Genomic DNA, 15058 nt, shown 5'->3' with positions numbered 1-15058 from the left:
GCCGCCCTGCGGCGTCCGCACCGACTACCCTTCCCCATCATCGGCATTTCCTGAGATCGCGCATCCATGCCGGCTTTTGGCCGGCCTGGGGTCCATCGCGCGGCCCCGCATCGACCGGATCCTCTACGACAGGAGAACAAGGATGATCATTGATCTAAGCTGCTACCCCACCGATCTGGTGGACCTGGCTTGGCGCCACGACGGACCGCCGTTCACCGGCGACAAGCTTTTGAAGATGATGGACGGCCCGTACTATGTGAACGGCAAGCCGCGCCGGATCGACAAAGCCTTCATCCAGCCGCCGCAAGGCAACACCATCTACACCCATGAAGTCATGGACCTGGAAGGCAAGGCCGCCATCCGCCAGTACATGGCCTATACGGAAAAGATGGTGACGGAGCACCCGGACCGTTTCCTTGGCTGCTTCGTCTACAACCCGCGCTATGGCACGCAGAACGGCGCCGAAGAAATCGAACGCTATGCCAAGGAGTTCGATTTCAAGATGGTGCAGTTGCAGGCGAACATGCATGCCTACCGCCCTGACCGCGCGCTCGACTGGCTGCGTCCGGCCATGAAGAAATGCGCCGAGCTCGGCCTCATGGTGAAGGTGCATACCGGCGACGGTCCGTACTCAATCCCCACCGAGTTCTATCCGATCATTCGCGAGTTCCCGGAAGTGAATTTCATCCTCGCGCATTTCGGCGTGCAGACCGGCGGTGTCTACGTGTTCGAGCCGATGCAAATGGCGCTCGACACGCCGAGCGTCTACGTCGAATCCGGCTGGTGTCTGCAGTCGCGCATCGTCGAGTTCGCCAAGGTCCTACCCAAGCACAAGATCCTGTTCGGCTCCGATACGCCGCCGAACGAACCAGGCATGTGGATCAACCTTCTGGAAGTCCTCTGCCACGAGCCGCCGCAGGGCCTCAATCTCGATGAGGATACGCTGGAGGATTACCTCGGCAACAACACCGCCCGCATGATCGGTCTCGAGCCTACCAGGCCGCCGGCGACCGTCGAGGAAGCCGAAGCGTATCTGCGCCAGCACGGCGTCGCGCTTGCCGCGTAAAACTGAACGGAGTGAACAATGATCATCGATACCCATCTTCACCCGACGAACCTCGTGGACGAGGCGTGGCGTCATACCGGTTCGCCCTTCACGGGTGAGCGCATGCTGAAACTGATGGACGGCCCCTACATGATCAACGGCAAGCCACGCCGGATCGACATGGGCTTCATCCAGCCGCCACCAGGCAACACCGGCTACCGGGACGGCAACCGCAAGGGCCGCGACGGCATTCGCGACTACATGGCCTATTGCGCCGAGCTTTGCCAGACGTACCCGGACCGCTTCATCGGCAACTTCAACTACAATCCGCGCTGGGGACCTGAGAACGGCGCGGCGGAGCTGGAATTCCACGTCAAGGAATACGGCTTCAAGATGCTGAAATTGCACGCCAACATGCACGGCTATCGTCCCGACCGCGCGCTCGAGTGGCTGCGTCCGGCGATGAAGAAGTGCGCCGAGCTTGGCGTGGTCGTGCTGATCCACACCGGCGACGGCCCGTACACGATCCCGACGATGTTCTACCCGATCATCCGCGAATTCCCGATGGTCAACTTCATCATCGGCCATTTCGGCATTCAGACGGGCGGCAACTACTCGTTCGAATCCTTCTGGATGGCGATGGATACGCCGAACGTCTACTGCGAATCCGGCTGGTGCTTCCAGTCGCGCATCGTGGAGTTCGCCCAGCAGCTGCCGAAGAACAAGATCGTCTTCGGCACGGACAGCCCACCGAACGATCCGGGCATGTGGCTGCGCGAGCTGGAAGTGCTCTGCAAGGACCCGCCGCACGGCATCAACCTCTCCGAGGACGATCTGGAAGGCTATCTCGGCAACAATATCGCCAAGCTTGTCGGCATCGACCCGTCCCCGCCGCCGCGCGACGTAGAGGATGCCCAGGCGCGCCTCAAGGATTCCTACGCCGGCGTCGACCGCGCCACCGGCAAGCATCTGGAATTCGCCTGATTTGACAAGGGCGGCGCCTTTCGGGGCGTCGCCAGCCACCCGCAGCGACCCGAGGCCGAGACATGAGCCAGTACCACAAGCAAGACGTCCGCCGTTTCCTGGCCGATTATAAGGCGGAACATCCCGATGATGTCATCACGATCGATGGGCCGGTCTCGGACGACCAGGACGCAACCGCGTTGATCTGGAACCTGGCGGACAAGGGCCAGCATCCGATGCTGCATCTCAAGAGTGTTAGCGGCATAGGCAGTGAGGTCGTCTGCAACATCTTTGCCTCGCGTGACCGCATCGCCCGCCTGCTCGGCTCGACTGCCGACAAGCTGCACGAGGCCTACCAGTCCCGTTCCAACAAACCCTTCACGCCGGAGGTGTTTGAAAGCGGCCCGATCACCGAAGAAATCATTTCTGGTGACGCCGTCGACCTGCACGCATTGCCGATGCTGAAGCACTTCGACACTGACCGCGCGAAATACATCACGTCAGGCATCATCATCGGTGAGCACCCTGAAACCGGGGCCGGCAATCTCAGCTATCACCGCGCCATGATCCATTCGAAGACTTCGCTCGCGACCTCGCTGCATTCGCGCGGCCATCTCTGGCGCCTGATGAACATGGCGAAGGAGAAGGGCGAGCCGATGCCGGTCGCCATGGTGATCGGCGGGCATCCGCTGTTCATGATCGCCGCCTCCGCCCGCCTTGCCTTCGGCGAGGACGAGCGCGATGTTGCCGGCGGCCTGATGGGCGAACCCCTTCAGGTGGTGCGCACTCCAAAATACGGCATCCGTGTGCCTGCACATGCCGAGGTCGTGCTGGAGGGCGTGCTGGATCCCGAGGCCCATGTGGAGGAGGGGCCGTTTGGTGAGTTCACCGGCTATTCCTCCGACCGCTCGACCAACAATCTTTTCACCGTCGAAACCATCATGCGGCGCCGCGATCGGATCCTCGTCTCCGTCGCCGGCGGCAATTCGGCCGAACACCTCAACCTCGGCCGCGTGCCCCGCGAGGCGGAAGTGGTGGAGAAGCTGAAAGCTCGTTTCCCCTCCATTACATCAGTGCACTATCCGTCCTCCGGCACCCATTTCCACGCCTACATCGCGATGAACCAGACGCGCGAGGGCGAGGCACGGCAGGTCATGCTCGGCCTGCTCGGCTGGGACCAGTACCTCAAGACCGTCGTGGTGGTGGATGCGGACGTGGATATCACCCGCGACAGCGAGGTGCTCTGGGCGCTTGCCACCCATTTCCAGCCGCACAAGGACGTCGTCATCATCGAGGGCCTGCCTGGCAATGCGCTCGACCCGTCGGCGAGCGGCATCGGCACGACCTCGCGTATGGGGCTCGATGCGACGCGCGGCCCGAATTTCCACGGCGTTCGCGCCCGCATAAGCGACGAGGCCTCGGCTCGCGCTGCCGCACTCCTCAAAAGCGTGGGATAGGCGATGACGACGCGGCCAAGTCGCATGATCGTCGGCATTTCGGGCGCTTCCGGCATGGTCTATGGCAAGCGCATCCTCGAAGTGCTGCGCGACCTCGAGATCGAGACTCATTTGATCATGTCACGCGCAGCCTGCATCACGCTCGCGGCCGAGGCGGATTTTACCAAGCAGGATCTTGAGGCACTGGCGACAGTCACCCATTCAAACAAGGATATCGGTGCCGTCTGCTCTTCAGGCTCCTACAAGACGCTCGGCATGATCGTCGCGCCCTGTTCGGTGAAGACCATGGCGGAAATTGCGACTGGTACGACCGACAATCTGCTTTCCCGCGCCGCCGACGTGGTGCTGAAGGAGCGCCGCCGCCTCGTTTTGATGCTGCGCGAGACGCCGCTCCATCTTGGCCATATCCGCAACATGGCGCAGGTCACCGAAATGGGCGGCATCATCTATCCGCCCGTTCCGGCCTTTTACGCCAAGCCGCAAAGCCTTGAAGAAATGGTCGACCACACCGTTGGCCGGGTGCTCGACCTCTTCGATCTCGACCCCGGCATCGTACGCCGCTGGCCGGGAACGCAGGGAGGGGAATGATATGGGCGCCTGCATTGCCAGCGAGCCGAAAACGCTCACGCCAGAACCCCGCGCTGCCTTCCTCTCGGACGATGCGATCGCCATCCTGGCATTCGCCGCCGAAGCGCTCAAACAGGGACTGGCCGCCGCCCTCGTCACCCTCGTTGAAATCCGCGGCGGCGCTGCCCGCGCCATCGGCGCGCAGATGGCGGTGCGCGATGACGGCCTTTATTGTGGTTTCGTCTCCGGCGGCTGCACCGAAGCGGCGGTGGCCGCTGACGCCGTGGTCGCCCTCCAGAATGGCATCGATCGCAAGCTTCGCCTCGGCGAAGGTTCGCCGTTCTTCGACATCGTGCTGCCCTGTGGCGGCGGCATCACGCTGGCTATCCACGTCCTGCGAAATGCCACAGCACTCCGCCACATACTTGCCGCGCTGCACCGCCGTGCTCCCGGGCGCCTCCGGTACAACCCCGGCAGGCAGGCTCTTTTCTTCGAACCAGGCGAAGGCGTGAGTGGCTGGGAGGGAGAGGAATTTGTGCGCGTCTACCACCCGAAGCAGCGCATGCTTCTTGCCGGCACGCCCCTGGAGGCTGGCGTGGTGACGCGTCTGGCGGAAGTATCCGGCTATGAAGTCGTGGAGATCGAGCGGGGCCAAGCTCCATCGCCGAAACAGCTGGACGCTGACACGGCGGTCGTGCTCCTCTTCCATGACATCGACCGTGAGTTGCCGCTGCTCGAGGCTGCGCTCGCCTCATCCGCCTTCTATATTGGTGCTCTGGGAAGCCGCCGTACTCACGCGAAACGCTGTGAGGTCTTGCGCAAACGCGGTCACCGCGAGACCACGCTTGCCAGGATCAAGGCGCCTATCGGCATATTCGACAAGGCGACAGACGCAAACTCGCTTGCCCTTTCGGTGGTCGCCGACGTCGCGCAGGCAAGATTGCTCCACATGAAGGGCAAGGTCCCGACCGACCCGACGGTCCCCCGGACGCTTGCTCTCAACACGATCGACAAGTGCTTCGCCCCCATGAACGCAAGTGAACTCATCACAAACGCAGGGGGCAACTACGTCCGGGCTTTTCGCTGGCCGCAGGCCTCCCAGCTTGTCCAGTGTGTTCCCAAAGTCCGGCGTGGGCCGGCGACGCATTCGGGGGCTCCCACAACGCCCCCTCGCGTCGCCGGCTCCTTATCCTGCCCCGCCTGCAGTGCCAGCCAATCGTTTGAAGGGCGAACCGATGAAGAGCGTTTCCACGCTACGAGCAAACGGCAGTATTCAAGGTACCTGTCCGCAAAGGGCGGAGCCGCCCTTCTCAAATCGCATCGAACTGACATCTCGCGCGCTGATCAAAAATGAGCGTGGCTGCATCCTGTTGGTCAGATCCAAGAATTCAGCCAACTGTCTGTGGCAGATGCCAGGTCGCCAAATCGGGCGTGGAGAAAGCTGCGCGATGTCGATTGTTCGATGCCTTCACGACGATCTGGGAATCCTCACATGGCCAGTCTCGGCCGTTTTCATAAATGACCAGTTTGATGACATTGGTGGCCTCCACACACTTTCGATCACTTATGCGGTTTCCATACTCTCGGGTGAACCGCGTGTGACAGCCTCTGGCCAATTGGATGAGGCGCGATGGTTTGGTCAACCGCCCGAAGGTGTCACCAAAGAGACTGTCTGTGCACTGGAAAGTCGCGAAATCGTAATGTTCAGAGCGTCCTGACAGGTCCAGGCTAGCCTTAGGCTCACCGAAAACCAGGTGCCGACGACTAGATCGCACCACCTAAGTGCGACCGAGGGCGCTTGCGCCAGCGTTTTCAGGTCGCATCGCCGCCACGAAGGCCGCTTTCAAACGTTCAGCTGCCGGTGACAAGCTATGCTGGCGCCGTTGCAAGAGCGAGACATTGCGCATTACGGTCGGGTCGACGAGATCCACGGTAGTTACACGAACTGCTGACGCCAGTTGGCTGGAGTTCTCCGGCAAGACGGCAACGCCCATGCCGGCGGAGATCATGCTGATGGCGGTGGTCGAGAAGCGCACTTCGTATTTTGGCTGGAAGTTGGGCACAACACGGATGAGGTTATGCTCGACAATGCTGCGAAGCGGATTCGTGGCTGCGAGCGTGATAAGTGTCTCGCCCTTCAACTCGGCCCAGCGAACGGATTTTTGCCTGGCGAAGCGATGGTCTTCCCGGCAGACAAGCATGAGCTTGTCGCGCATGAGAGGCGTAGCGGTGATTTCGGGATCGTCTTCCGAGAGCGTGCCGATGGCGATATCGACCTCATTGCGCTTGAGCGCCGGACTGATCGCCTCTTCGGGCATGTCGCGGATGCTGACCAGAATTTCGGGATGCATGCTCACGAACGCCGCAATGATAGGCGGCACGATCGTCGCTGCGAGCACGATTGCAGCGGCGATCGTCACCTGGCCGCGTTTCAACGATGCGTTGTCGCGCATATCGCCAACTGCGAGTTCCAGGTCTTTCAGTATCTTACGGGCTTGTGGCAGGAACTCCTGGCCCACGAGAGTGAGCGAAACCATGCGGGTGTGGCGGTCAAACAGGCGTACGCCGATCTCCGATTCCAGATCTCGAATGACTATGCTGACGGCCGATTGCGTGAGGTGAAGGTTCCGGGCCGCGAGATTGAACTGGCCAAGGTCGGCCACCGCAATGAAGGCCCTGAGTTGCCGCAGGGTGATGTTCATGGATGCGCGGCCCTCCTGTTCTCCAATGTCATCAAATCCTGCCGTCCCTATGCCTGTCCAGCCTGCAGCACCGGCTGTTCGGTCTGGCCTGCCATTGGCAACACTGCTTCGTCGGACCGGATACAGTCTGATACCACACCCGGCCCGACCGGTTTGAGTTCAATCTAGATAACCGTGGCGGTCGGCGAGATAAAACACCTCCAGCAGCATGCTCACGGCAGCACCCGAACCTTGGTCTTGGTTTTGCTGGATTCCAGCGCGGCCTAGCTTGCCAGCGCAGGCTGGTTGGTCTGGCCGGCCATCAGCAGACCAAGTTCGTCGAGGCGAGTTCGGTCAGGCGGCAGTTCACCTAGGATTTCGCCGTGGAACATCACCAGGATACGGTCGCAGATCGCGAAGAGTTCTTCGAGTTCGGTGGAGATGAGCAGAATGGCGCGGCCGTTGTCGCGCTGTTTAAGCATCTCCTCCATCACGAACTCCATGGCGCCGATATCGATGCCCCGGGCGAGCTGGTTGACGAGGATGAAATCCGGGTTGCGGGCAAGTTCACGCGCGACCACCAGCTTCTGCTGGTTGCCGCCGGAGAGCGCGCCGATCGGCTGATCCTCGTCGCGGCTTTTTATGCGAAACCGCTTGATGAGATCGCGTGTGTGCTCGCCGATGACCCCCCGGTTCAACATACCGCGGCTGGCGAAAGGCTTCTGATCGTAGCGCTGGAGGATTGTGTTTTCGCTCAGCGACATCGAAGCCACGATGCCGTGTTTGTGCCGGTCCTCCGGGATGTGTGAGAAGCTGCTGGCATTGATGCGGGCCGGGTCGAGGCCGGTAATGTCCTTGCCATTCAAAATCACGCGGCCGCTGTCGACCGGCAGCAGACCGGAAAGTGCGAGCGACAGTTCCGTCTGACCGTTGCCGGACACGCCGGCAATACCGACGATCTCGCCGGCGCGCACGTAGAGGCTCACGCCGCGCACGGCCGGCAGGCCGGTCTCGGCGCGGCAGGTGAGTTTGTCGACCGACAGCACGATGTGGCCGGGCGGTTCAGGGCTGCGCGGCAGCTCCATGCGCACGTCGCGGCCGACCATCATGCGGGCAAGCTCGCGTGCATTCGTCTCGCCGACATTGACCGTGTGCACGACGCGCCCGTCGCGCATGACGCCGATGCGATTGCTGACGCGCATCACCTCGTCGAGCTTGTGCGAGATGAAGACGACCGTCTTGCCGTCTTTGGCGAGGTCTCCCATCAGCGAGAGCAGGCGGTCGGTCTCCTGTGGGGTGAGCACGGCTGTCGGCTCGTCGAGGATGAGCAGGTCGATGCCGTGGAACAGGACTTTCAGGATTTCCACTCTCTGCTGCTCGCCGACCGAAAGGTCTTCGATGATGGCGTCCGGACGCACGTCGAGGGCGTAGCGATCCGAAAGTTCGCGGATTTTTGCATGGACCTCGTCCATGTCGTTAATGACGCGCAACGGAGATCCCTGGCCGAGAATGTAGTTTTCCGCCACCGTCAGGTTCGGCACGAGCATGAAATGCTGGTGCACCATGCCGATGCGTTGACGGATCGCCTCGCGCGGGCTGTTAAAGCGCACGGACTGGCCCTTGAAGACGATCTCGCCTTCGTCGGGCCGAACCATGCCGCAGATCATGCTCATCAGGACGCTCTTGCCCGCACCGTTCTCGCCCAGCAGCGAGTGGATCTCGCCCTGCTCGATTTCCAGTGACACGCCGTCGCTGGCAACGATGGGGCCGAAGCGCTTGCGGATGTTCTCGACGCGCAGGAAGGGTTTCTGAGACATGTCCGTTACCTCATCTCGTAGGGCTGGCCGAGTTTGCTGGGGGCAGCGCCCTTGCCTCGGACCACGACGAGCGTGACGATCGTCATGATGTAGGGAAGCGCCTGCAGCACCTGGTAAGGCACAACGATGGATGCCTGCGCCTGGAGCATCAGCTGCAGCGCGTAGAACAGGCCGAAGAGCAGCGAGACGAAGAACGCCCCAATCGGCGACCAGCGTGCAAAGACGACCACGGCGAGCGCGATGAAGCCGCGGCCGGAGGTGATGCCCTCGACGAACTGATTGGAATGCCCGAGCGTCAGGAAGGCCCCGCCGAGGCCGGCGAGCCCGGTGCCGACCAGCACCGCGGCATAGCGGTAGCTCGCAACATCGCGGCCGGCGACGTCGACGGCTTTCGGGTGTTCGCCGACAGCGCGGAGCGTCAAGCCGAAGGACGTGCGGAAGAGCACGAGGCTGGCCAGGATCGCGACGAGGACCGTCGAATAGACGATGAGGTTCTGCCGGAAGAAGGCTTCGCCAAGAAAGGGAATATCGCTCAGGAAGGGGATCTGCACGGGCTGCGCGATCTCGATGCCCTTGCCGGTCGAGACGTAATAGGTACGGAACAGGAAGGCGGTGAGACCCATGCCGAGCAGGTTTAGCGCCGCACCCACAACGATTTGGTCCGCTTTGATGGTGATCGTAAAGAAGGCAAAGATCGCCCCGAACAGCATGCCGCCCGCGATGCCGGCCAGCAGGCCAAGCGGGATACTGCCGGTGGCGAAGGCTGCCGCGAAGCCGCAGAAGGCACCGACGAGCATGGTGCCTTCCAGCCCGATATTGAGCACGCCCGCTCGCTCGGAAAATATCTCGCCGATGGAGGCGAAGATCAGGGGGGTCGCAAGCCTCCAGGCGGCGCCCGCAAGCGTCGCGAGAAAGGTGAGAAACATCATGTCGTCCATGGAGATACCCCTCAGGAAGGTCGCCTAGAGCAATTCCGGCAAGGTGCGTGAAGTGGTCCTGCCCGGGAATTGCGCAAATGCTCCAAAGTTTTGTTTTCCCTCAGGGCTTAGGCGCCTTGCGGGAGTTTCCATTTTTCAAGCCACGATCCTGCGGATGTCGCGCAGCCTGGTGAAGGCGACGACCGAGAGAATGACGATACCCTGTATGATCAAAACGAGGACCTGCGGCACCTGCGAGGTGATTTGCAGCACCTCCGAGCCGGAGCGAAGGGTCGCGAAGAGCCCGCCCGAAACGATCGCCGCCAGGGGGTTGTTGCCGGCAAGCAGCGCGACCGCGATCCCTTCGAAACCGTAGCCCGGCGAAATGTTCTGGTAGAGGCGGTGCGTGACACCCGCCACTTCGAAGGCGCCGGCCAGCCCCGCCATTGCACCGGAAATGCACATTGCGATCATTACGTTGCGGGCGACCTGCATACCGGCATAGCGGGCTGCGTATGGATTGAGACCAACGACGCGGAGTGAAAAGCCGCGGCTGCTGCGCTGAAGAAAGATGTAGAGCGCGACTGCCAGAACGACGGCGACGATGATACCGATATGGAGGCGCATGTCGGAGACGATGCGTGGCGTCCAAGCTTCGCGGATAAGTCGGGCAGATTGAGGATAGGCAGCACTTGCATCGCGCATCGGGCCGGTGACGAGATAGCTCGTTAGGATCAGCGCGATGTAGTTGAGCATGATCGTTGTGACGATCTCGCTGGCCTGGAAGCGTACTTTGAGATAGCCGGCAATGCCTGCCCAAGCGGCCCCCGCCAAGGCGCCGGCCAGCATGACAAGCGGCGCATGCACCCAGACGGAAAGCCCGTCAAAATTGGTGCCGACCAATGTGGCGGCAATCGCTCCAGCATAGAGCTGGCCCTCGGCGCCTATGTTCCAGATCGAACAGCGGAAGGCGACGCAGAGGCCAGCGCCGATCAAGATCAGCGGCGTCGCCTTCAGCAGGATTTCGCCAACCGAGCGCATGTCCTGAAAGGAGCCGAAGATCATCACTGTGACCACGTCGCTCCCATCGAAACCGTTCAGCCACAAAAGGGCTGCGCCGCATGCTAGCGCGACAAGGACCGCTGCGGCCGGCGTCGCCGCGTTGATCACGGCTTGCCTGAGCGTTCGGCCGAAAGCTTGGGCTGCTTGAGGATACACGTTCTCACGCACTCCCTGGTTTACCTGTTCCATGGGTCCGGTCCGAATGTTGGTATGAGGCGCAGCAAGGCGCTGTGGCCGAAGGGCCGGCCACAGCGCTTGCGGGTCACTGGGCGTCGGTCTTGATCTCACCGGCAGCGATTTTGGCGCTGATCGCCTTCACCTCGGCGCGGATGTCTTCGGGCACGGAGACCGGACCGTCATCGCGGAAGGTGAATGAGATGACTTTCGGATCCTTCAGGCCAAAGATGATGTTTTCCTTAGGCGGGCTCCCGTCCTTTATCGAGTGCACGACTTCCACCACGCCCTGCGCGTAGTCGGCAACGTAGAGGCCGAGAATGTTGTTCGGTGCTACCTGGGTAAAGTCGCTGAAGATCGAAAAAGAGCGCACAGCCGGCCCGGATTCCGAGATCGCCTGATAGCCGCCGACGGTCGCACCCGAAGCATTCGGCACGACGAAATCCGCGCCCTGCGAAATCATGCTCAAGGCTGCTTCCTTGGCAGCGGTCGTATCGGTGAAGTTGCCGATATAGGCCTCGCTGATCGGGAAGGCCGGATTGACGCTCTTGGCGCCGTTCTTGAAGCCGACAAAGGCCTGCTGGATCGGCGGGATTTCCATGCCGCCGACGAGGCCGGCCTTTTTGCCCATCTTAGCTGCGATGACGCCCATGAGGTAGAAGGGCTGGCTCGTATCGGTGTTGAGGCCGATGACATTGCCTTCGTGGATGCTGCTCGACGAGATCAGGAAATAGGTGTCGGGATAGTCGAGCGCGACTTCCAGTGCGGCATCTTGGAATTCGAAGCCGTGGCCGAGGATGACCTTGTAGCCCTGGCTGGCATAGTCGCGGAACGCCTTTTCGAACGAGGCCGGGTTCTGTTGCAGCTCGACATAGCTGATCTTGGCACCGAGCTGTTCTTCGACGCCCTTCAGCGCATTGAAGCCGATCCGGTTCCAGCCCTCTTCCGAAACGCTACCGGGCACGAGAAGGCCCATCTTGAAGTCTTCGGCCTGTGCCATCGCCGGAATGGACACGGCGATGGTCAGCGCCGCCACTCCTTCCACGAACGTTCTGCGTGAAAGTCTCATTGCTCTTCCTCCCATTTGATAAGTTCCCAGGGACCGCGCTTATTTCGCGCGTGTCTGGATCTCACCCGCAATGATCTTCGCACTCACCTCTTCAAGGTGATTGCGCAGGTCTTGCGGTATCGATCTGGCGGCTTCGTCGTTGAAGGTGAACTTTATGACGTCCTTATCCTTCAGGCCGAAATCGACATTGCTTTGCGGCATGGCGCCGTCCCGAATGCCCGAGACGATGCGTACGATGCCTTGACCGTAATCGGCTATGAACGTGCCGAGGATATTCTTGGGGGCGACGTCGGTGTAGTCGCTATAGACGCTGAAGGTGCCCGACTGCGTGCCTGATTCCTGCGCGGCGCGGATGACGCCCAGTCCCGCTGCATTTGCATTGGGAACGACGAAATCGGCGCCCTGCGCCATCATGCTGACGGCGGCTTCCTTGGCGGCGCTCGCATCGGTGAAGCTGTTGATGAAGACCGTGGACACGGGGTAATCCGGGTTCACGCTCTCGGCACCTTTCCGAAAGCCCTCGAAGGCATGCGCGATGGGCGGAATTTCCATGCCACCGATAAGGCCCGCGCCCTTGCCCATCTTTGCAGCGATCACGCCCATCAAGTAAAAGGGCTGGCTGGCATCGGTATTGAGGCCGATGACTTTCCCTTCATGTACGCTGCTCGACGAGATGAGGAAAACGGTGTCGGGGAAATCCTCAGCCGTCGTGAGGGCGGCGTCCTGGAACTGGAAGCCATGGCCCAGAACGACTTGATAGCCCTGGCTTGCATAGTCGCGGAACGCCTTTTCGAAGGCGGCTGGGTTCTCGGCCAGCTCGACATAACTGATCTTGGCGCCGAGCTCCTTTTCCACTCGCTTCAGCGCGTCGTAGGCGATCCGATTCCAGCCTTCCTCCGCGACGCTACCGGGGACCAGGAGGCCCATCTTGAAATCTTCGGCATGGGCATGGTCTAGCCAGACCATGCCGGCAAGGGCCGATCCGAGAGTGGAGGCAAGCAGCGAACGACGTGAAAATGCAGTGCTCTTCATCCCATTCTCCCATTAGATTGAGGTCCAATCCCCCCGGAGTTGCTCTCGGCTTATGCGTTCTCCTTCAAGCGAACGGTGTCGGTTGTGCTCTGTGAGACGAGACGACCCTTCGAGAAGACGAAGGCCCGGTCTGGTCCGCCGGCAACCAGCGTGTCGGTGTCGGTGCAGTCGGCGATGACGAAGTCGGCGCGGGCGCCGGCCTTGAGGCCGTGCTCCTTGCCGAGACTCATCAGGCGGGCTGGCGACGTCGTGATCATGCGGTGGGCAGCAGCAAGCTCATCCCCCCGAAGATGGCCGGCGAGCAATGTCCAGCGCGCGATTTCCAGCATGTCGCCCGAGCCCGTTGGCACGAAAGGGTCCTGGATGTTATCCGACGCCGCGGCAATCGTGACGCCGGCGCGGTAGAGCTCGGCAACGCGCGTCAGGCCGCGCGGCGGCAACATCTCGGCGTCGCGGCCCTGCAGGTAGAGGTTCGCCGCTGGCAATGTGACGACGCCGACATCAAGCGCAAGAAGACGCTCTGCGATACGCTGGAATTCCTTGCGGGGCAGGGCACTCAGCACAGAGACGTGACTGAATACGGTGCGGCCCTGCATGCCGAAGCGCTCGACCCGCTCGAGAGCTGCATCAAGCAGATGCACATCGGCATTGAGATGTTCATCGAGATGCAGATCGACCGGTTTTCCCGCCTTGACGGCGGCGGAAAACAACATGTCGAGGTAGCGTGGTGGGTCTTCCGAGACAGCAGGCGTGCCACCCACTGCATCGGCGAGCGCCACGGCGCCATCGATATTCTCGGTCAGCCAGTCGAAGTCCTGGCCGGGATGCGGTGTCATGAAGGCCACGAGCTGCAGAGTGATGTCATCTCGCGCCCCGTCGCGCACGCCTGCCAGCGTCTCAATGCCATGGAAGCCGGCATCCTTGTCGACGTTGACGTGGCTGCGAATGGCGGTCGTGCCGCGGGAAAGACACCGCCTGATGGTGCGCATCGCCCGCTTGTGGATGTCATCGGGACCGGCGGTTCGGGCATATTTGGCGAATGCCTCGCGGGCGCCTTGGAGCGTGCCGGAAGGATTGGGGGTAAAGTGCAGTACTCCGGTCTTGTCGAGGTGCTGGTGCACATCGACGAAACCTGGCGAAACCAGCATGTCTGTAATGTCGACGCAGGCGCTGCAGGACCTGGTGTCCAGGGACGGCCCGATTGCGACAAAGCGTCCATCCGCCCCGACTATGATGTCGCTGACCGCTTGCGAGCCGTCTGTCTGAATGACAGCTCCCCCGGTGAGTGCAAAGGGCTGCCCAGAGACGAGGTCTGCTATGGATGCAGTTGGAAAATCGCGCACAGCTTGTTCCCGCATTCTTGTTATGACGGAAAGAGAGCACGGGCGATTAATTTAGACAAATTTATTATTTCAATCTTTTGATGAGGAAAAAAAAATAATGCGTCGTGAGCATTCTCTGTCTTTGGCAAAAGGAAAAATGCTCCAGTTCAACAGATCTCGCTCTGCATTCAGGAGGTCGGTGCTGTGTTGACGCTTGGTATCGGGTGGAAGCGGAATGTCTGCTATCGTGTTTTTTCGTGCCAGAACGGACGGTCCGCTCCCGTGATGAGTTTCGGGCGCCGGCGGACGTACGAAAGTCCCCGAGGAAGGAACCCACGGGCCACAGTCAACGGCTATGGATATTTCGATCTGTGGCTGATGTCGGCGATGGCGCGGCCGCCGATGGGAAGCGCGAGGTGGATGCGGACAGGCCGCTTCGTTGCTCCATCGCGCGGTATTGGCGGCCCGGCGCTGGTCCGGCCACTCGCCTGTCGAGGCCAGGCTCCTTGTTGAAGAAGCCCGTCATGCTCTGCCGCTGCCGAACGACGCTCAATGCAAGCGCAACGAACGGCGCGTGCCCTTTACCTCACCGCGCGCCCTCCCGCGCAGCGGGTTCGTTCCACGGCCCCAGATACGACGTTCAACGTCTATTGGAGTGTCCGGCAATGACAACTCTTGGCAACGCCAGTGCCGTCCGAGGCAACATCGCAACTGAAGGACCCATAGCGGGGCAAATCGTGAACAGGTAGATAGAAGTTTATTGGTAGTTTCTAAACTTGTTCGCAATAAACAAGAATACTGTTTCAATAGATACTTGCATTATTGCTCAAACACGGAAAGGTTGAGCTTGCGCTAAATTTTGCGTGGGCGACGTGGAACACATAAGTTCACCAGGTTCTGGGATGGACAGCAGGCGTCATTTGCTTGGCGTTGATCACGCAATTCTTGCGTC

General features: G+C 61.1%; 12 protein-coding genes. 5 read left to right on the top strand and 7 right to left on the bottom strand.

The window, feature by feature from the left end:
• Window positions 1–142: 142 nt before the first annotated feature.
• From HNQ95_RS24305 to HNQ95_RS24285, 5 genes are all read left to right on the top strand, one after another.
• Window positions 143–1066 (top strand): amidohydrolase family protein, encoded by a 924-nt coding sequence (locus HNQ95_RS24305; protein ID WP_067964806.1) that lies wholly within the window; start codon window positions 143–145, stop codon window positions 1064–1066.
• An 18-nt stretch (window positions 1067–1084) separates the two neighbouring features.
• Entirely contained in the window at window positions 1085–2029 is a 945-nt protein-coding gene (locus HNQ95_RS24300; protein ID WP_067964804.1) for an amidohydrolase family protein, read from the top strand.
• Between the two features lie 62 nt (window positions 2030–2091).
• A complete protein-coding gene (locus HNQ95_RS24295; protein WP_067964802.1) occupies window positions 2092–3465 on the top strand; it encodes a UbiD family decarboxylase in 1374 nt (457 codons plus the stop codon).
• Between the two features lie 3 nt (window positions 3466–3468).
• On the top strand, window positions 3469–4053 hold the full coding sequence (locus HNQ95_RS24290) for a UbiX family flavin prenyltransferase (protein WP_067964800.1): 585 nt from the start codon (window positions 3469–3471) through the stop codon (window positions 4051–4053).
• A 1-nt stretch (window position 4054) separates the two neighbouring features.
• Window positions 4055–5386 carry an XdhC family protein gene (locus HNQ95_RS24285; RefSeq protein ID WP_182575469.1) on the top strand — a complete coding sequence of 444 codons (1332 nt, stop codon included), beginning with the start codon at window positions 4055–4057 and terminating at the stop codon, window positions 5384–5386.
• Between the two features lie 424 nt (window positions 5387–5810).
• Here the strand turns inward: HNQ95_RS24285 and HNQ95_RS24280 are convergent, their stop codons facing one another.
• The 7 genes from HNQ95_RS24280 to HNQ95_RS24250 form a co-directional block, all read right to left on the bottom strand.
• Window positions 5811–6734, bottom strand: coding sequence for a LysR family transcriptional regulator (locus HNQ95_RS24280; RefSeq protein ID WP_182575468.1), 924 nt, complete (start codon window positions 6732–6734; stop codon window positions 5811–5813).
• A 263-nt stretch (window positions 6735–6997) separates the two neighbouring features.
• Window positions 6998–8530: an ABC transporter ATP-binding protein gene (locus tag HNQ95_RS24275; RefSeq protein ID WP_182575467.1), complete on the bottom strand. Its 1533-nt coding sequence runs from the start codon at window positions 8528–8530 to the stop codon at window positions 6998–7000.
• A gap of 5 nt (window positions 8531–8535) precedes the next feature.
• The gene (locus HNQ95_RS24270; protein WP_067964793.1) at window positions 8536–9468 is read right to left on the bottom strand and encodes an ABC transporter permease; all 933 of its coding nucleotides are present in this window, start codon (window positions 9466–9468) and stop codon (window positions 8536–8538) included.
• Window positions 9469–9603: 135 nt separating this feature from the next.
• A complete protein-coding gene (locus tag HNQ95_RS24265; RefSeq protein ID WP_083948661.1) occupies window positions 9604–10698 on the bottom strand; it encodes an ABC transporter permease in 1095 nt (364 codons plus the stop codon).
• A 73-nt stretch (window positions 10699–10771) separates the two neighbouring features.
• On the bottom strand, window positions 10772–11752 hold the full coding sequence (locus HNQ95_RS24260) for a BMP family protein (protein ID WP_067964789.1): 981 nt from the start codon (window positions 11750–11752) through the stop codon (window positions 10772–10774).
• Between the two features lie 39 nt (window positions 11753–11791).
• Window positions 11792–12784: a BMP family lipoprotein gene (locus HNQ95_RS24255; RefSeq protein ID WP_182575466.1), complete on the bottom strand. Its 993-nt coding sequence runs from the start codon at window positions 12782–12784 to the stop codon at window positions 11792–11794.
• 50 nt (window positions 12785–12834) lie between these two features.
• Window positions 12835–13932 (bottom strand): amidohydrolase family protein, encoded by a 1098-nt coding sequence (locus tag HNQ95_RS24250; RefSeq protein ID WP_067964785.1) that lies wholly within the window; start codon window positions 13930–13932, stop codon window positions 12835–12837.
• Window positions 13933–15058: the final 1126 nt, after the last annotated feature.

Source organism: Aminobacter ciceronei (genome assembly GCF_014138625.1).
In the GTDB taxonomy this organism is placed as follows: domain Bacteria; phylum Pseudomonadota; class Alphaproteobacteria; order Rhizobiales; family Rhizobiaceae; genus Aminobacter; species Aminobacter ciceronei.
This window is presented reverse-complemented; position numbering and strand designations above follow the sequence as displayed.